Origin of the sequence: Streptomyces sp. NPDC002181 (assembly GCF_042890485.1) — a bacterium.
GTDB lineage: Bacteria > Actinomycetota > Actinomycetes > Streptomycetales > Streptomycetaceae > Streptomyces.
On the sequence record NZ_JBIASC010000001.1, the window covers coordinates 1,314,140 to 1,332,216 of the forward strand.

Genomic DNA, 18,077 nt, shown 5'->3' on the forward strand with positions numbered 1-18,077 from the left:
GCGGAGAGCGATCTAGTCCGTCTCGTTCCGGTACCGCCAGCGCCACAGCCCGTCCGCCCGGTGGTCGTGCTCGTACTCGGGGCCCAGCGGGCCGATGCGCGCGTAGGCGCCGGGGGTGCGCGGGTCGTCCCGTACGGCCAGACCGTACGCAGCGCTCAGCCGGACGTCCGGATCCGCGGAGTCGAGGCACCGCACCAGCAGCTCCGCCGTCTCGGGCGGACCGTCGGCGGCCCGCCCGAGGGCACGGACAGTACGGCGCACGACCTCCGGGTCCGGATCCCCCAGCAGGTCCGACAGCAGCTCGCGGTCCTCCTCCCCCGGTTCCCCAGCCAGCACCTCGGCGGCCGAGGTGCGTACCGCGCCGTCCCCGTCGCGGCACAGGTCGCGCAGCGCCCGCCGCACGTCCGGGGAGAGCGGCGGGCGGAAGAGGCCCGGCACCCGGCGCCGCACCCCCGGGTCCGGATGTGCGGCGCGCCGCAACCCGATGTCGTCCAGGCCGGGGGCGTCCGTCTCGGCCAGGGCTCCCAGGACGCCGCCCAGTACCTCCGCGTCGGTCTCCCCGGGCTCCCACTCGACGAGGATCCGCTTGCACTCCTTCTCGTACCAGCCCGCGTGCGCGGTCTGGCTCAAGAACCACAACTGCCATCGGACCACGTCGACCGTGAAGGCCCGCCGCCGAGGATCCCGATCGTGGCGGAAGGCCACCGCCTCGGCCCAGGTATGCGCGCTGCGCCGGCTGTTCAGGACCTGGAGCGAGGCGTTGCGGTCCACGTGGTCCTCCTCCGGGAAGCGGACCCCGCGGGCCACCAGCTCGGCCACCGGGGCCAGGACGCGGAACTCCCACTCCAGCAGGGTCAGGACCGCGCCGTGTCCCGCCCGGACGCTCCGCCCGCCGAGGACCACCTCCGGCACGCCTTCGCACTCCGCCTCATCGGCCCACGCCGTACGCGCCGGGCCGGCCTCCCCCGTCAGCCGCCGCAGCCGGGCCTGCGCGCCCTCCTCGTACCACCGCCGGGCCGCCTCCAGGAGCCTTGCTCGCTCTGTCTCGGGCAGCCGCAGGCGCGCGTCATCGCCCAGCAGCGCACGGACAACCGCCGGCGAACCGCCCTCGACGGCCCGCAGCAGCGGGGTCGTACCGTCCGACAGAACCCGGTCCGGATCGGCCCCCGCCTCCACCAGGGCCTCGGCCGCGACGAAGTCATGGACCTCCACCGCCGCGCACAGCGCCTCCAGGCCGTCCTCCCCGGCCGCATCCCCGTCCGTCATCCGCTCCCCCGCTCCCCCGCATCCCCGCTCCGTCCGGCGGTGATCCTTTCCGGACGGGGCCCGCCGCACAACGGGATTACGAAACGCGAGGGGCCCGGGTGCGTGTGCACCCGGGCCCCTCGGCCGTTGCTCCGGACCGCGTCCGGCCGCCTAAGCCGTTCACGTCGTACGACGCCGCCGCGCGCCCGGGCGGCGCTCGCTCGGGCGGGACACCGGGTCGCCGGCCTCCTTGGCCGCCTCGCGGCGGGCCGCACCGTACTCGGCCAGCGCCTCCGCCAGCTTGCTCACGCTCGGCTCCGGCGACAGGACGTCGACCCGCAGGCCGTGCTCCTCCGCCGTCTTGGCCGTGGCCGGGCCGATGCACGCGATGACGGTGACGTTGTGCGGCTTGCCGGCGATGCCCACCAGGTTGCGCACCGTGCTCGACGAGGTGAAGAGAACGGCGTCGAAGCCGCCGCCCTTGATCGCCTCGCGCGTGTCCGCCGGCGGCGGCGACGCGCGCACGGTCCGGTAGGCCGTGACGTCGTCGACCTCCCAGCCCAGCTCTATCAGCCCGGCCACCAGGGTCTCGGTCGCGATGTCGGCCCGCGGCAGGAACACGCGGTCGATCGGGTCGAAGACCGGGTCGTACGGCGGCCAGTCCTCCAGCAGCCCGGCAGCGGACTGCTCCCCGCTCGGCACCAGGTCCGGCTTGACGCCGAACTCCACCAGCGCGGCGGCGGTCTGCTCGCCCACGGCGGCGACCTTGATGCCCGCGAAGGCCCGGGCGTCGAGCCCGTACTCCTCGAACTTCTCGCGTACGGCCTTCACCGCGTTGACGCTGGTGAAGGCGATCCACTCGTAGCGTCCGGTGACGAGCCCCTTCACGGCCCGCTCCATCTGCTGCGGGGTGCGCGGCGGCTCCACGGCGATGGTCGGCACCTCGTGCGGCACCGCACCGTACGAACGCAGCTGGTCGGAGAGCGAGGCGGCCTGCTCCTTCGTGCGCGGTACGAGGACCCGCCAGCCGAACAGCGGCTTCGACTCGAACCAGGCCAGCTCATCGCGGCGCGCGGCGGCGCCCTGCTCACCGACCACGGCTATGACCGGCCGGGCGCCCTCGGGCGACGGGAGCACCTTGCCCTGCTTGAACACCTGGGCGATCGTCCCCAGGGTGGCGTTCCAGGTCCGCTGGCGGGTCGTCGTACCGGCGACGGTCACCGTGAGCGGGGTCTCGGGCCCCCGCCCCGCGGACACCAGCTCGGCGGCGGCGCTCGCGACGGTCTCCAGCGTCGCCGAGACGACGAGGGTGCCGTCGCTGGCACCGACCTCGCTCCAGCAGCGCGCGGAGGCGTTGCGCGCGTCCACGAAGCGCACGTCGGCGCCCTGCTTGCCGCTCAGCGGCACACCCGCGTACGCGGGCACGCCCACCGCGGTCGCGACACCGGGCACCACCTCGAAGGGGATCCCCTCGCTCGCGCAGGCGAGCATCTCCTCGGCCGCGTTGCCGTCGAGCCCGGGGTCGCCGGTGACGGCACGGACGACCCGCCTGCCGGAGCGCGCGGCCTCCATGACAAGATTGGCGGCATCTCGGATCACCGGGACACCGGCGGCTGCTGACACTTCGTCAGCGATCGTCAGCTGCGGCGTGTCCACTCCCGCACGCGCGTGCGTGCGTACGACATCGAGCACCTCGGGCTCCGCGATCAGTACGTCCGCGGCCGCGAGCGCCTCGACGGCGCGGAGCGTCAGCAGACCCGGGTCACCGGGGCCGGCACCGAGGAAGGTGACGTGCCCGTGCGCGGCGGCGACCGGAAAAGCGGAGGTGGTCGGACGTGAGGGGTTCAAAGCGATCGCTCCCCCATCAGACCGGCCGCGCCCTTGGCCAGCATCTCGTCCGCGAGTTCGCGGCCGAGCGCCATGGCCTCGTCGTACGACTGGGGCACGGGACCGGTGGTGGACAGCTGCACCAGCGTCGAGCCGTCGAGGGTTCCGACGACGCCGCGCAGGCGCATTTCATTGACAACCTGGCCGTCGGCCAGAAGATCGGCGAGCGCGCCCACGGGCGCGCTGCAGCCCGCCTCCAGGGCGGCGAGCAGGGAACGCTCGGCGGTCACGGCGGCCCGGGTGTGCGGGTCGTCGAGCTCGGCGAGCGAAGCGATGAGCTCCGCGTCGGACGCGAGGCACTCCACGGCCAGGGCGCCCTGGCCCGGAGCCGGCAGCACGCAGTCCACGGACAGCAGGTCGGTCGCCTCGTCACCGCGGCCGATCCGGTTCAGCCCGGCGGCGGCCAGGACGACGGCGTCCAGCTCCCCGTCGCGCACGAACCCGATCCGGGTGTCGACGTTGCCGCGGATGGCGACCGTCTCGATGCGCTTGCCGAGGGCGCGCGCGTAGTGGTTCAGCTGCGCGGTGCGGCGCGGCGAACCGGTACCGATGCGGGCGCCGTCGGGCAGCTGCTCGAAGGTCAGACCGTCACGGGCGACGAGCGCGTCGCGCGGGTCCTCGCGCAGCGGCATCGCCGCGACCACGAGCTCCTCGGGCTGCGCCGTCGGCAGGTCCTTCAGCGAGTGGACGGCGAAGTCGACCTCACCGCGCAGCAGCGCGTCGCGCAGCGCCGTGACGAACACGCCGGTGCCGCCGATCTGCGCGAGGTGCTCACGGGACACGTCACCGTACGTCGTGATCTCCACGAGCTCGACGGGCCGGCCGGTGACCGCCCGTACCGCGTCGGCGACATGTCCGGACTGGGACATGGCCAGCTTGCTGCGCCGCGTGCCCAGCCGCAGGGGCTGGTCGAGACGTGGATTCATGATGCCCGTCCTGAGTCGTCGTTCTTGTCTGCCGCATCCGCCCGGCTGACGGAGGCCACCGTCTGCGGGTCGAGATCGAAGAGTTCGCGCAGTGCCTCCGCGTACCCGGCGCCCCCGGGTTCGCTGGCGAGCTGCTTGACGCGCACCGTCGGCGCGTGCAGGAGCTTGTCGACGACGCGGCGCACGGTCTGGGTGACCTCGGCCCGCTGCCGTTCGTCCAAGTCCGGGAGCCGTCCGTCGAGGCGCGCCACTTCCATGGCCACGACCTCGGCGGCCATCGCCCGCAGGGCGACGACGGTCGGCGTGATGTGCGCGGCCCGCTGCGCGGCGCCGAAGGCGGCCACCTCTTCGGCGACTATCCCGCGTACGGCGTCCACGTCGGCCGCCATCGGCGCGTCGGCCGAGGCCTCCGCGAGCGACTCGATGTCGACGAGCCGTACGCCCGGGATCCGGTGCACGGCGGCGTCGATGTCGCGCGGCATGGCCAGGTCCAGCAGGGCCAGCCGTACGGGCGCCACGTCGACCTGGCTGCGGGCGCCCCTGCGGGGCTGCCGCTGCGCGGCGGCCTCGCCCTGGTCGGCCCATGTGCCGTGGAGTTCGAGGGAGTTGGCGTCGACCCCGGTGAGCGCGGCCCGCCCGTCCCCGGCGAGCACCTCGACGGGGCACCCGTCGCGCTCGCCGGTCTGGGGCGCGATGGTCCGCGCGACCCCGCCGTCGGCCAGCCGCACCCCGGCCGCAGCGGCGGCCACGAGCCGCGCGAGGACGCCGGCGTCGACGGTTTCCAGCCCTGCCGGCGTGTGAGGCGCGGGGGCCTGGGCGGAGCCCGGGGAGCCGGGAAGGGAGGGCGCGGGGAGGAGCCCGGCGGGACCCATCGCCGCGGCCACGTCCTCGGCGGTCAGCACCAGCCCGGTGGCCCCGGTGCAGGAGATGACCACGTCGACACGTGTGAGTTCATCGGCGACGGCCGACATCGCGACGGAACGCGCGCGCACCCCGGTGCCCGAGGCAACCAGAATCTCGGCCAAGCGCTCCGCCCGCTCCGCGGTCCGGTTCGCCACCACGACCTCGGCCACGCCGACCCGCGCCAGCGTCGCCGCGGCCAGCGAGGACATCGAGCCGGCTCCGATCACCAGTGCCCGCTTGCCCTTGGCCCAGGCGTCCACCGGCAGGTGCACGGCCAGCTGCTCCAGCCCGAACGTCACCAGCGACTGCCCGGCCCGGTCGATCCCGGTCTCGGAGTGCGCCCGCTTGCCCACGCGCAGCGCCTGCTGGAAGAGGTCGTTGATCAGGCGCCCGGCGGTGTGGAGCTCCTGCCCCAGCGCCAGCGCGTCCTTGATCTGCCCGAGGATCTGGCCCTCGCCGACCACCATCGAGTCCAGCCCGCACGCCACCGAGAACAGGTGGTGCACCGCCCGGTCCTCGTAGTGCACGTAGAGGTACGGGGTGAGCTCCTCCAGCGCCACGCCGCTGTGCTGCGCGAGCAGCGTCGACAGCTCGGCGACACCGGCGTGGAACTTGTCCACGTCCGCGTACAGCTCGATCCGGTTGCACGTGGCGAGCACCGCGGCCTCCGCCGACGGCTCCGCGGCGAGCGTGTCGTGCAGCAGCTTGGCCTTGGCATCGACGGACAGCGAGGCCCGCTCCAGCACGCTCACCGGCGCGCTGCGGTGGCTCAGTCCCACGACGAGCAGACTCATGCCGGCATCACCGCCGGAACGTCGCCCTCGGGGCCGTTCTTGCGTGCGACGGCGGCGGCCCGCCCGGCCGGCGGCTCGACGGCCGCGGCGGGGGCCGCACCGGCACCGCCGGCGGCCTCGGCGCCGGCCTCGTCACCGGAGGGGGCGGAAGACGCCGGGGCAGAGCCCGCCGCGGCCGCCTCCTCCCCCGCCTTGCGCTGCTCGTGGAAGGCCAGGATCTGCAGCTCGATCGAGAGGTCGACCTTGCGCACGTCCACGCCGTCCGGCACCGACAGCACGGTCGGCGCGAAGTTCAGGATGGAGGTGACACCGGCGGCGATCAGCCGCTCGCTCACCTGCTGGGCCGCGCCCGCGGGGGTCGCGATCACGCCGATCGAGACGCCGTTCTCCGAGATGATCTTCTCCAGATCATCGGTGTGCTGCACGGGCATGCCGGCGACCGGCTTGCCCGCCATCGCGGGGTCGGCGTCGATGAGCGCCGCGACGCGGAACCCGCGCGCGGAGAAGCCGCCGTAGTTGGCCAGGGCCGCGCCGAGGTTGCCGATGCCGACGATGACGACCGGCCAGTCCTGGGTCAGGCCCAGTTCGCGGGAGATCTGGTAGACGAGGTACTCGACGTCGTAGCCGACGCCGCGGGTCCCGTACGAGCCCAGGTAGGAGAAGTCCTTGCGGAGCTTGGCGGAGTTGACTCCGGCCGCCGCCGCGAGCTCCTCGGAGGACACCGTGGGCACCGATCGCTCGGAGAGCGCGGTGAGTGCGCGCAAGTACAGCGGAAGCCGGGCGACAGTGGCCTCGGGAATACCTCGGCTGCGGGTCGCCGGTCGGTGAGTTCGGCCAGTTGCCACGATGCTCCTGCGGGATGAGCGGGGCTGCAGGCGGTCACTTGTCCCAAGACCGCCCCGTCGAATGCAGGCTATGTCTTTGTGAACGCGTGCACAAAGATTGTGTCCGCTTTGTCCGAGCAAAGTGACCGGGGTCACGCAGCTCGGGCCCCCAGGACGGGAACCCACAACACGCCGAACCCGTTCAAATCCCGAGGGGGGCAAAACGGTACACACTCCTCATCGATACGCCCCCGAGACCCCACAAATCGCCCATGATGGTAACCGGCCGGAGGCTCAGCCCTCCAATGCGCGGCGCAGCCGGTCCGGGTTCACCCTCCAGAAGGTGTGCTGCTCGCCGTCCACGAGCACCACGGGGATCTGCTCCCAGTGCAGCCGGTAGAGCTCCTCGTCCTGCGAGATGTCCTTCTTCTCCCACTGTGCTCCGACTTCCGAGCAGACCTTCTCGATCACTTCCTGGGCGTCGTCGCACAGATGGCACCCCGGCTTCCCGATGAGCGTGACCAACCGCTCCCCGGGACGCTTCTTTTCCTTACGGCGCAGCAAAGGGCTCATGCCCCCATTCTCCCGCGCCGCCGCGTAACACCAAGGCACCGAAGAGTTCACGCCCCCGGCATCCGGCGGGTTCGGGAACTCCCGAACACAATGGCTATGCTCGCGTCATGGCCGCTCTGGGATGGCTCACCCCCCGTAGGCGCTCCGCAACCGCGCGGAGCGTGCTGGCAGGCGAGGCCTCGGCCGAGGCCGCCCGCAAGACCGCGCAGGGCCTCGACGGCATCGACGCGGACGCCGGACCGCCGGCCGGCTCCGACGAGGCCGCCGAGGCGGAGGCAGCGGAGGCGGCAGCGGCAGCGGAGGCAGCCGAGGAAGCGGAACCGGCCGAGCCCGAGTTCCCCGTCGCCGGCGACGACCTCGCCGCCGCCTTCTTCGACCTCGACAACACCGTCATGCAGGGCGCCGCGATCTTCCACTTCGGCCGCGGCCTCTACAAGCGCCAGTTCTTCGACCGCCGCGAACTCGCGCGCTTCGCCTGGCAGCAGGCCTGGTTCCGGCTCGCCGGGGTCGAGGACCCCGACCACATGCAGGACGCCCGCGACAGCGCCCTCTCCATCGTCAAGGGCCACAAGGTCTCCGAACTGATGTCGATCGGCGAGGAGATCTACGACGAGTACATGGCCGAGCGGATCTGGCCGGGCACCCGCGCCCTGGCCCAGGCCCACCTCGACGCCGGCCAGAAGGTCTGGCTCGTCACGGCCGCGCCCGTGGAGACGGCCACGATCATCGCCCGCCGCCTGGGCCTAACCGGGGCGCTGGGCACGGTCGCCGAGTCCGTGGACGGCATCTACACCGGCCGGCTCGTCGGCGAGCCGCTGCACGGACCCGCGAAGGCCGAGGCGGTCCGCGCCCTGGCCGCCGCCGAGGGACTCGACCTCGAACGCTGCGCCGCGTACTCCGATTCGCACAACGACATTCCGATGCTGTCGCTGGTCGGACATCCGTACGCGATCAATCCCGATACAAAACTGCGCAAGCATGCCCGTGCACACGACTGGCGGCTGCGCGACTATCGGACCGGCCGCAAGGCCGTGAAGGTCGGGGTCCCGGCGGCCGCCGGGGTCGGCGCGATCGCGGGCGGCGCGGCCGCCGCGATCGCCCTGCACCGCCGCCGCAAGTAACCCGCGGCACACCACGGCGGGGCCGCCACCCGGCCGCCGCCTGCGCGGAAAGCCGCCCGGCCGCCCGCCGGGCGGCTTTCCGCGTACCCGCGGACCCTCGCGCGGGTAGACATTCCCCGACCTCTACCCCCGCGTCCGGAGCACCACTCCCGGCTGCCCGACTCGGTCGCGAGCCACTGTGGAAGCGCCCATTCCGCGCACCCAACCGATCAAGAACCGATCACCAATTGCGACCGAATATGCCTTCGACACGCAACAGATGTGTCGGAATCGGTGATTTGAGCAACTGGGTGTAGCGCTGCCTGTACGAAGCGTTATTCTCCTCAAACGCATGCCACCGCTCATCTGTCGCCACGACGGGTGAACGGTCCCGCACTGCACGTGATGGAAGCTCTGCCTCTGGGAGTCCCGTGTACCCACCTGTCGGGGTTGACGCCTCGGGCCTGGCTACGCTGCGCGCAACGGTCCTCGACCACCTGCGCGGCTTCGTCCCCACCGCGTACGCCGTCCCCGCCTTCGCCGCCGCGGTCCCTGCCGGCCTCGGCCCGGCCGGTCCCTGCTATGCCCTGACCGACGGCGGAGCGACGGTGGGCAGACGCGGTCGCGCGGGAGGAGGTGCCGGCACCGCCGCAAGCGGAACGAGCGCGCCCGCCGCCCGCCGCCCCACCGCGGACAGCGACCAGGCCCGCATGATGGACCTGGTCGAGCGCGCCCAGGCCGGCGAGGCCGAGGCCTTCGGCCGCCTGTACGACCAGTACAGCGACACGGTGTACCGCTACATCTACTACCGCGTCGGCGGCAAGGCGACCGCGGAGGACCTCACCAGTGAGACCTTCCTGCGCGCCCTGCGCCGCATCTCCACCTTCACCTGGCAGGGCCGCGACTTCGGCGCCTGGCTCGTGACGATCGCCCGCAACCTGGTCGCGGACCACTTCAAATCCAGTCGCTTCCGCCTCGAAGTGACCACGGGCGAGATGCTGGACGCGAACGAGGTGGAACGATCCCCCGAGGACTCCGTCCTGGAGTCCCTCTCCAACGCCGCCCTGCTGGAAGCCGTCCGCAAACTCAATCCCCAGCAGCAGGAATGCGTGACCCTGCGGTTCCTCCAAGGCCTGTCGGTCGCCGAGACCGCCCGGGTGATGGGGAAGAACGAGGGCGCCATCAAGACGCTCCAGTACCGGGCCGTCCGCACCCTGGCCCGCCTGCTCCCGGACGACGCCCGCTGACCTCCGCGCCGCGCACCGCCACACCCGCGCACCACCCGGCTCCCCCACGCCCCCCACACCTTCCGACCCTCCTGACAATCCACACAACCGGTGACCCCTCGATGACGCTGTGGTCCGATCATCCTTCGTCCGTAACCCAAGTGCCGCGCCGCTCGTTGTGCGGGATGCAGGCTCCCTGTGGACACGCCCTGCCCGAAGCCGCTCACTCGAAAGTGTGGATGTGCTCAAGGAAGGCAACCTTCCGGACACCTTGGGGAGTCGATCGTCATGACGAGAGGAGGTGCCGCCAGTGATCGCGAACGTGACTCCGCACCGGCGGGCGAACGCCTTCGCCCAGGCCCTGGAGGATCGGACCCCATCCGACCTTTCGGAACCGGACCCGGCGGCCGAGCAGTCCGAGGCACCTGCCGAACCTGCCGACCACGTCCGGTTGTTGGCCCTGGCGAGCGCGCTCGGCGAACGTATGCCGCGCCCGGTGCTGGACCCCGAGGTCAAAGTGGTGCAACGAGCACAGCTCGTGGCCGCCATGGAGGCCATGGTGATGGAAGAGAGGGCCGGGGGCAGTGCCGCCTCGGACCCTCAGGTGCCCGAGCAGCGGACCGGCCGCGGCGCCCACCGGGCGACATCGCTCCGGAAATTGCGGCCCCGCTCCCGCTGGTCCAAGGGCATCGCAGCGGGCGGCCTCACCGTGGGTGTGGCCGCCGGGGCCTTCAGCGGAGTGGCCGCTGCCAGCACGGACGCCCTGCCCGGTGACTCCCTCTACCCCGTCAAGCGGGGCATGGAGGACCTGAAGCTGGGGATGGCCGACGAGGACGCGGACCGGGGCGAGCTCTACCTCGACCAGGCTTCCAACCGCTTGTCGGAGGCCCGCAGGCTGATGGAGCGCGGCCGGTCGGGCACCCTGGACCACGAGTCGCTCGGCGCGATCCGCCGGGCCCTCGACGGTATGAAGCACGACGCGGCCGAAGGCCACCGACTGCTCCAGGCGGCCTACGAACGGGACGGCTCGCTCGGCCCGATCCAGGCCCTGTCGTCCTTCTCCCGCTCCCACCGCGACGCGTGGGGCCGGCTCCGGGAGAAGCTCCCCGCGCAGCTCACCGACGTGGGCGGGGAGGTCGAATCGGTCTTCCAGGCCATAGACGATGACGTGGCGCCCCTCCAGAGCCTGCTCCCCAAGCCCCCGGAGCAGGCCCGCGGATCGAGCGCCCCGGCCAAGCCGAGCGCACCGGCCGGACAGCACCAGAGCGCACCGGCGGCGGGTGAGCCCTCGGCCAGCCCGACCCCGCCCGCACCCACCGGCGGCAAGTCCTCACCCGCCCCCGGCGGACTCCTGGGCGGCACGGGGGACCTCCTCCACCCGCCCGCGGGCCAGACCCCGGCGCCCTCGTCCTCCCCGGAGCGCGTGGCACCGGAGATCACCCTGCCGCCCCTCCTCCCGGGCCTGCTCCCGGGCCTGGGCATCCAGGCGGAGGACACGGAGTAACACGGCACGGCGCAGGCCCTCAGCCCCGACCGGGGGTTGAGGGCCTGCGCCGTACGTGCGGGATCAGAAGAACACGGACCGCCGCTGCACCAGCAGCTTGTAGAGGGTGTGCTGAATCCGCTCGCGGACCTCGTCCGTGAGGTTGAACATCAGCATCGGGTCCTCCGCCGCCTCCGGCGGGTACCCGTCCGTCGCGATCGGCTCGCCGAACTGGATCGTCCACTTCGTCGGCAGCGGCACCGCCCCCAACGGCCCCAGCCACGGGAACGTGGGCGTGATCGGGAAGTACGGGATCCCCAGCAGCCTGGCCACCGTCTTGGCGTTGCCGACCATCGGGTAGATCTCCTCGGCCCCGACGATCGAGCAGGGCACGATCGGCGTCCCCGCCCGCAGCGCCGTCGACACGAACCCGCCCCGCCCGAACCGCTGGAGCTTGTACCGGTCTCCGAACGGCTTCCCTATCCCCTTGAAGCCCTCCGGCATCACCCCGACCAGCTCACCGGCCTCCAGCAGCCGCTGCGCGTCCTCCGAGCACGCCAGCGTGTGCCCGGCCTTGCGCGCCAGCTCGTTCACCACCGGCAGCATGAACACCAGGTCCGCCGCCAGCAGCCGCAGGTGCCGCTGCGCCGGGTGGTGGTCGTGGACCGCCACCTGCATCATCAGCCCGTCCAGCGGCAGCGTCCCCGAGTGGTTCGCCACGATCAGCGCGCCGCCCTCGGCCGGGATGTTCTCGATGCCCTTGACCTCGACCCGGAAGTACTTGTCGAACAAAGGCCGCATCAAGGACATCAGGACCTGGTCCGTCAGCTCCTTGTCGTAGCCGAACTCGTCGACCTCGTAGTCCCCGGTGACCCGGCGCCGCAGGAACGCCAGCCCGCCGGCGATCCGCCGGTCCCAGGCGGCCCCGCCGGACTCCGCGGCGGCGGGCTCCGCCACGGCCGGCTCTCCCGCCGGCTCCTCGGCGGGAGCGGGCACCGCCCGCACCCTCCGGGTCCCGGCGACCCGCCGGCGCGGCCGCTCCTCGTCGAACGGAATGACCTTGGCGTCCGCCACTATCGCTGCGCTCCCTCTTCGGCTCCGGCAACCCCGACCTTCAAGCTGTCCGCCTTCAGGGCGGCGGCGACCCGGTCCACGGCCCGCCCCGCCCGCTCCGGCGGCAGCAGCCCCTTCCCACGGCTGCGCGCGAAATCGGCGAACGTCTCGGCGGTCGTGTACAGGGGCTTGAATCCCAGCACCTCCCGCATCTGGGACGTCTCCACGACCCGCCCGTGCGTCAGCAGTCTGATCTGCTCCGGCGAGAAATCGGTGACGCCCACCGCCCGCAGCGCCGATCCCACCCACGTCACCGCGGGCAGCAGCAGCGGAACCGTCGGCCGCCCCAGCCGGCGCGCGCACTGCGACAGCAGCAGCACCCCGTCCCCCGCGATGTTGAACGTCCCGCTGTTCAGCGTCCCGCGCCCGGGCTCCCCCGCCGCCAGCCGCAGCACGTCCAGGACGTCGTCCTCGTGCACGAACTGCAGCCGCGGGTCGTAGCCCAGCACCGTCGGCATCACCGACATCGAGAAGTACTCGGCGAGCGCGGAGTCCGCGTACGGCCCCAGGATGTTGGCGAAGCGCAGCACGCACACCGCCACGTCCGGCCGCCTGCGCGCGAAGCCCCGTACGTAGGACTCCACCTCGACGGCGTCCTTGGCGAAGCCCCCCGCCGGCAGCGACTTGGGCTGCGTGGTCTCCGTGAAAACGGCCGGATCCCGCGAGGCGCCCCCGTACACGCTGGTACTGGACTTCACCACGAGCCGCCGTACCGTCGGCGACTTCTGGCAGGCTCCGAGCAGCTGCATCGTGCCGATGACGTTGGTTTCCTTGACGGCACTGCCCGTGCCGCCCGCGCCCGCACCGCCGCCGGTCACGGCGAGATGGACCACCGTGTCCACGGCGTGCTCGGCGAGCACCCGGGCGATCGACGACTGCCGGATGTCCGTACGGATGAACTCCGCCGACCCCAGCCGGTGCGGCGGCGCCACGGCGTCGACCGCGATGACCCGACCGACCTCGGGATCACGCTGGATGCGCCGCACGAAGCGACCCCCCAGCTGCCGGGCAGCCCCGGTTACGAGCACGACCTTCCCCACGAGCTCCGCGCCTTCCTCGTCGTCCCCGGCTACACCGCAGCCCCTCCACCAAAGTCTGGTGGAGGGGCTGCGGAGAACACGTACAGCTGCCGTTTACTTCTTGTTACGGCGCTGGACGCGGGTGCGCTTGAGCAGCTTGCGGTGCTTCTTCTTAGCCATCCGCTTGCGCCGCTTCTTGATAACAGAGCCCACGACTACCCTCGCTCACTTCTCGGAACATCCCCGCGCTAGCGGGGATCGGTGCGGGGCGTCTGGGCCCACACGACCTACGTCGGCCTAGCCTACCCGCCCGAGCTCCGAGCCCGTAATCCGAGGGACACCGCGGGTCAATCTCAGGCCGACTCCACCCCCACATACGACTCTCGGAGGTACTCGTGAACCGCGTTTTCGGGGACCCGGAAGGACCGGCCCACCCGGATCGCGGGCAGATGACCGTTATGCACCAAGCGGTACACGGTCATCTTCGACACTCGCATCACCGAGGCAACCTCTGCCACGGTCAGGAACACGACCTCACTGAGAGGCCTCTCGCCAGCAGCCATGACACACCTTGACCTTCCGCGCATGACGGGCACCGGCTTCCCCTCCGGTTACTCCTCGTCGTCGCACGCTCACTCCCCAGAGTAGGGGCGTGTGATACGAGTGGGGAAGAGGAGCTACGGCCACTCCTGCGCACCCGGCAGTCTCGCCCGATCGAGTACATAGCGAATCAGTGGTCTGTAGTAGTCCGCGCGCACCGCGTCATCAAGCGGAACGGCCACCGCCACCCGCCCCTCAGCCTCGCCGACGAACAGCGCCGGGTCGTCCGTATCCGCCAGCCCGATCGCCTCCACACCGAGCTGACCTGCGCCGCAGACCCACCCGTGATCCCCCACCACCAATTCCGGCAACGGCCCGCCGGCCTCCGCGAGGGCCCCCAGCGCGATCCGAACCGGCAGGGGTGAATGGGTGTGCACGCCGGTGGCACTCCCCGGCGGCCGCGCGCCGGGTTCCCGCACCAACGCGACTCCCCGTACGTAATCGATGCTGTGCCTGCGTACGCCGAACCGGGTCGCCATGTCGACACTCGCCCCCTGCGCCGGGGTGAGCACAACACATCCCACCGCCGACAGCGCGCGGGCCAAACTGGCGTAGAACCCCAGGAGACGGTGCGGATGACCCGTCCCGAACAGCACGGGCGACCGCGCCCCGGCCGCCTCCCGCAACCGCCCCGCGAAGGCCTCCAAGCCCGCCAGCGTCAGCTCCGGATCGATCGCGTCAGGCCCTTTGACGTGCGCGGGATCCGCCGAGACCCCGCACTTGACCGCCATCAGCCTCAGCAGGTCACCCTCGCCCCAGCCCCGTTCCGGATCCAGCCCCAGCAGCACCCGCGGATCCCGCGCCGCGAACAACCGGTAGCTGCGCAGGCTCACCTCCCGCGACGTGGCGACGGGCCCGGCCAACCGGGCGGCCAGCAGATGCGCACGCAGCGCGGCGGTGCTCAACACCCCTCCGATGCTGCCGCACACCACCGGACCGGTCATCAATTCCGGGGAACAGCCCCACCGTTGGCGTAACGATGCTGCGCCCCGCCCGGGCCTCAGGCGAGCAGGCCGCGCAACGGGAACACCGCCCGCCGCGTCGCCAGAACGGCCTGATCGATCCGGTCGGCCGGATCGTAGCCCGCCTCCCAGTCCCGCCACTGCGCCGTCCGCCCGTCCGTCATCCGCGCCGGAGCCGGCTGCCGCGTCCGCGCGTACACCTCGTCGCGCCACGCCTGCGGCACCGCGGCCAGCGGATCCACCGGACGGTGCGCCGCGATCCCCACCAGGTGCGTCCACGACCGCGGTACGACGTCGACGACCGCGTATCCGCCGCCGCCCAGCGCCACCCACCTGCCGTCCGCGTACTCGTGCGCGAGCCGGTGGCAGGCCTCCTGCACCGCCCGCTGCGCGTCCAGGGACACCGCCAGGTGGGCGAGGGGGTCCTCGAAGTGCGTGTCCGCCCCGTGCTGGGTCACCAGCACCTGTGGCCGGAACTCCTCCAACAGCTCCGGCACCGTCGCGTGGAAGGCCCGAAGCCACCCCTCGTCCCCGGTCCCGGCGGGCAGCGCCACGTTCACCGCGGAACCCTCCGCGGCCGGCCCGCCCGTCTCCTCCGGCCAGCCGGTCTGCGGGAACAGCGTGCGCGGATGCTCGTGCAGCGAGATCGTCAGCACGCGCGGGTCGTCCCAGAACACCGTCTGGACCCCGTCCCCGTGGTGCACGTCCACATCCACGTACGCGACCCGCTCGGCCCCCAGCTCCAGCAGCCGCGCGATCGCCAGCGCCGCGTCGTTGTAGACGCAGAACCCGGCCGCCCCGCCCGGCATGGCGTGGTGCAGCCCGCCCGCGAAGTTCACCGCGTGCCCGGCCTCCCCGTGCCAGACCGCCTCCGCCGCCGCCACCGACTGCCCCGCGATCAGCGCCGAGGCCTCGTGCATCCCGCGGAAGGCCGGGTCGTCCACCGTCCCCAGCCCGTACGACCCGTCGGCCGCCCCCGGGTCCGCCGACACCTCGCGCACCGCGGCCACGTAATCCTCCCGGTGGACGAGGCGCAGCGTGGAGTCACCGGCCGCGCGGGCCGCCCGTACCTCCATCTCCCGGTCCAGCCCGAAGGCACGCACCAGGCCCATGGTCAGCGCCAGGCGCACCGGGTCCATCGGATGGCTCGGTCCGAAGTCATACCCCGTTACCGCCTCGTCCCACATCAACAGCCCGGTCACCGGCTCGCCGCTCATGCCCGACACCGTATCGGGCGCCCTCCGCGCCGAACGAGCGGGCGTGGAAGAGTGTCACGAGGACCAGCGCCATCGGCACGAGCATCGCGCCCCGGTAGCTCCAGGCGTCCCCGATCCCGCCGACGAGCGGCGACCCGATCAGGAAGCCGACGTAGTTGAAGATGTTCAGCCGCGCGATGGCGGTGTCGGAGGCCCCGGGGAAGAGCCGGCCGGCCGCGGCGAACGTCTGCGGCACGATCACGCACAGCCCGATCCCCAGCAGCGTGAACCCGAGCATCCCCGTCCACGCACCGGGCGCGGCCGCCACCACCGCGAACCCGCCGGCCGCGACCACCGTCCCGATCCGCACGACGGCCACCGCCCCGAAGCGCCGCACGCCCAGGTCCCCGACGGCCCGCCCGATCAGCGTGGTCACCATGTAGACGTTGTACGGGACCGTCGCCAGCTGCTCCGAGCTCCCCAGCACGTCCTGGAGGTACTTGGCGCTCCAGTTCGAGACCGTCGAATCCCCGATGTACGCGCACGCCATCACCAGGCACAGCGGCAGCAGCAGCCGGAACCCGCCCGCCCCGAGCCCCTTCTCGGGGACTTCGGCGCCCTCGTCCTTCCCGTCGACGTAGAAGCGGCTGCCGTGGAACGCGAGCGGCAGCAGCACGACCACGGCCGGCAGGTACGAGGTGAACAGCGACAGGTGCCAGTGCGCCCCGGCCCAGGCCGCGGAGGCCCCGAGGATCCCGCCCAGGCTGTACGCGGCGTGGAAGCCGAGCATGATGCTGCGCCCGTACGCCCGCTGCAGGCTGACCCCGAGCATGTTCATCGAGGCGTCGAGCGCACCGACCGACAGCCCGAACGCCCCCAGCGCCACCGCCGCGTGCCACATCTGCGTACCGGCCCCGACGCCCAGCAGGGCGAGCAGGACGAGCGGCTGCGCCCACCGCAGTACGGTGGCCGGCCCGACCCTCTTCACGAGGTGCTCGGTGGCCACGCTGGAGACGCCGGCGAGGATCGGCACGGCGGCGAGGAAGGCGGGCAGCAGCCCGTCGGATATCCCGTACCGGTCCTGGATGGCGGGGATCCGCGTCACGAGGAGGGCGAAGGTCACGCCCTGCACGAAGAAGCTGAACCCCAGGGAGCCCCGCCCCCGGCGCAGCCGAACGTCTTCTGTCATGGCGGCACAGCGTAGGCCCGCGGGCTACCCGTGGGTAGAGAGATCACACGGGGAGTTCCAGAAGCCCCGTCAGCTCCTTCATCCCGCCGAAGAGTCCGGTGGCCCCGGCGAGCCTTTCGGCAGGGGTCATCGCGGTGAACCCGTACACGTCCATTCCGGCGGCGACCGCGGCCCGGACCCCGAGCGGGCTGTCCTCGACCACCACGCACCGCGCGGGCTCGACCCCCATGGACCGGGCCGCGTGCAGGAACAGATCGGGGGCCGGCTTGCCCTTCCCCACGTCCTGCGAGCTGAAGATCCATTCCTCCTCGAACCACCCGTCGAGCCCGGCCGCCCGGTGCCCGACCCGGATCCGCTCGTGACTTCCGGAGGAGGCGAGGCAGTACGGGACCCCGTGGGCGGTCAGCGCCCCGAGCACGTCCACGGCTCCGGCGACCGGCGACAGCTCCCGCTCGAACGCGGCGAAGGTCCGCGCGTGGAGGGTCTCGTCGAACTCGGCCGGCAACCGCTCCCCGGTCCGCTCGAACACGAGGTCGTGGACGCGGTGCACGGCGGCACCCATGTAGTCGCGGATCGATTCCTCGTACGTGGTGGGGTGCCCCAGCTCGGTGAGATAGCCGGCGAGGATCGCATTGGCGAGCGGCTCACTGTCCACCAGTACGCCGTCGTTGTCGAAGATGATGAGGTCATAGCCCATGCCCACGACCCTACGCAAAAAGTGCCCTTAAACGCAGAAAAGCCCCGCACCAGAAGGTGCGGGGCTTTTCACAATGATTGTTCGGCGGCGTCCTACTCTCCCACAGGGTCCCCCCTGCAGTACCATCGGCGCTGAAAGGCTTAGCTTCCGGGTTCGGAATGTAAACCGGGCGTTTCCCTAACGCTATGACCACCGAAACACTATGAAATTTAGAACATGCTGGTGTTGACACAGCTGTTCGTTATTTCAGAACTAACACAGTGGACGCGAGCAACTGAGGACAAGCCCTCGGCCTATTAGTACCAGTCAGCTCCACCCGTTACCGGGCTTCCACATCTGG

The 18,077-nt window shown here is 71.9% G+C and carries 17 protein-coding genes and 1 rRNA gene; 3 read left to right on the forward strand and 15 right to left on the reverse strand.

Annotated features, from left to right (window positions below; translation table 11 throughout):
* Positions 1–12: 12 nt before the first annotated feature.
* The 6 genes from ACFYXV_RS06125 to ACFYXV_RS06150 form a co-directional block, all read right to left on the reverse strand.
* Complete coding sequence (locus ACFYXV_RS06125) at positions 13–1,266, reverse strand: HEAT repeat domain-containing protein (RefSeq protein ID WP_389382093.1); 1,254 nt, start codon at positions 1,264–1,266, stop codon at positions 13–15.
* 159 nt (positions 1,267–1,425) lie between these two features.
* A complete protein-coding gene (locus ACFYXV_RS06130; RefSeq protein ID WP_385471717.1) occupies positions 1,426–3,093 on the reverse strand; it encodes a uroporphyrinogen-III synthase in 1,668 nt (555 codons plus the stop codon).
* The gene (gene hemC / locus ACFYXV_RS06135; RefSeq protein ID WP_383351025.1) at positions 3,090–4,058 is read right to left on the reverse strand and encodes a hydroxymethylbilane synthase; all 969 of its coding nucleotides are present in this window, start codon (positions 4,056–4,058) and stop codon (positions 3,090–3,092) included. Before hemC ends, ACFYXV_RS06130 begins: the two co-directional genes overlap by 4 nt.
* On the reverse strand, positions 4,055–5,755 hold the full coding sequence (locus ACFYXV_RS06140; protein WP_389382095.1) for a glutamyl-tRNA reductase: 1,701 nt from the start codon (positions 5,753–5,755) through the stop codon (positions 4,055–4,057). Before ACFYXV_RS06140 ends, hemC begins: the two co-directional genes overlap by 4 nt.
* Positions 5,752–6,600, reverse strand: a complete 849-nt coding sequence (locus ACFYXV_RS06145; RefSeq protein ID WP_385471710.1) for a redox-sensing transcriptional repressor Rex — start codon at positions 6,598–6,600, stop codon at positions 5,752–5,754. Before ACFYXV_RS06145 ends, ACFYXV_RS06140 begins: the two co-directional genes overlap by 4 nt.
* 273 nt (positions 6,601–6,873) lie before the next feature.
* The gene (locus ACFYXV_RS06150) at positions 6,874–7,152 is read right to left on the reverse strand and encodes a glutaredoxin family protein (protein ID WP_383351019.1); all 279 of its coding nucleotides are present in this window, start codon (positions 7,150–7,152) and stop codon (positions 6,874–6,876) included.
* 107 nt (positions 7,153–7,259) lie between these two features.
* On the opposite strand from ACFYXV_RS06150, the gene ACFYXV_RS06155 reads away from it, so the two are divergent.
* From ACFYXV_RS06155 to ACFYXV_RS06165, 3 genes are all read left to right on the forward strand, one after another.
* Complete coding sequence (locus ACFYXV_RS06155) at positions 7,260–8,273, forward strand: HAD family hydrolase (protein ID WP_389382096.1); 1,014 nt, start codon at positions 7,260–7,262, stop codon at positions 8,271–8,273.
* Between the two features lie 410 nt (positions 8,274–8,683).
* Positions 8,684–9,499, forward strand: a complete 816-nt coding sequence (locus tag ACFYXV_RS06160) for an ECF subfamily RNA polymerase sigma factor, BldN family (protein WP_030160715.1) — start codon at positions 8,684–8,686, stop codon at positions 9,497–9,499.
* Positions 9,500–9,788: 289 nt separating this feature from the next.
* A complete protein-coding gene (locus ACFYXV_RS06165) occupies positions 9,789–10,982 on the forward strand; it encodes a DUF5667 domain-containing protein (RefSeq protein WP_385471702.1) in 1,194 nt (397 codons plus the stop codon).
* Between the two features lie 63 nt (positions 10,983–11,045).
* On the opposite strand, the gene ACFYXV_RS06170 is transcribed toward ACFYXV_RS06165, so the two are convergent.
* From ACFYXV_RS06170 to rrf, 9 genes are all read right to left on the reverse strand, one after another.
* Positions 11,046–12,035 carry a lysophospholipid acyltransferase family protein gene (locus ACFYXV_RS06170; protein WP_385471699.1) on the reverse strand — a complete coding sequence of 330 codons (990 nt, stop codon included), beginning with the start codon at positions 12,033–12,035 and terminating at the stop codon, positions 11,046–11,048.
* Positions 12,035–13,114, reverse strand: coding sequence for an NAD-dependent epimerase/dehydratase family protein (locus ACFYXV_RS06175; RefSeq protein WP_385471696.1), 1,080 nt, complete (start codon positions 13,112–13,114; stop codon positions 12,035–12,037). The genes ACFYXV_RS06170 and ACFYXV_RS06175 overlap by 1 nt, the downstream gene beginning before the upstream one ends.
* Positions 13,115–13,207: 93 nt before the next feature.
* The gene (locus ACFYXV_RS06180; RefSeq protein ID WP_003948845.1) at positions 13,208–13,306 is read right to left on the reverse strand and encodes a 30S ribosomal protein bS22; all 99 of its coding nucleotides are present in this window, start codon (positions 13,304–13,306) and stop codon (positions 13,208–13,210) included.
* 140 nt (positions 13,307–13,446) lie between these two features.
* The gene (locus tag ACFYXV_RS06185) at positions 13,447–13,656 is read right to left on the reverse strand and encodes a helix-turn-helix domain-containing protein (RefSeq protein WP_158708561.1); all 210 of its coding nucleotides are present in this window, start codon (positions 13,654–13,656) and stop codon (positions 13,447–13,449) included.
* 114 nt (positions 13,657–13,770) lie between these two features.
* Complete coding sequence (locus tag ACFYXV_RS06190) at positions 13,771–14,601, reverse strand: phosphatase (RefSeq protein WP_385471809.1); 831 nt, start codon at positions 14,599–14,601, stop codon at positions 13,771–13,773.
* A gap of 92 nt (positions 14,602–14,693) precedes the next feature.
* On the reverse strand, positions 14,694–15,842 hold the full coding sequence (locus tag ACFYXV_RS06195; RefSeq protein WP_389382130.1) for an acetoin utilization protein AcuC: 1,149 nt from the start codon (positions 15,840–15,842) through the stop codon (positions 14,694–14,696).
* Positions 15,814–17,040 carry an MFS transporter gene (locus ACFYXV_RS06200; protein ID WP_385471691.1) on the reverse strand — a complete coding sequence of 409 codons (1,227 nt, stop codon included), beginning with the start codon at positions 17,038–17,040 and terminating at the stop codon, positions 15,814–15,816. The genes ACFYXV_RS06195 and ACFYXV_RS06200 overlap by 29 nt, the downstream gene beginning before the upstream one ends.
* Positions 17,041–17,083: 43 nt before the next feature.
* Positions 17,084–17,737 (reverse strand): HAD family hydrolase, encoded by a 654-nt coding sequence (locus ACFYXV_RS06205; RefSeq protein ID WP_385471688.1) that lies wholly within the window; start codon positions 17,735–17,737, stop codon positions 17,084–17,086.
* 79 nt (positions 17,738–17,816) lie between these two features.
* Positions 17,817–17,934: ribosomal RNA gene (gene rrf / locus ACFYXV_RS06210) — 5S ribosomal RNA — on the reverse strand.
* Positions 17,935–18,077 lie beyond the last annotated feature (143 nt).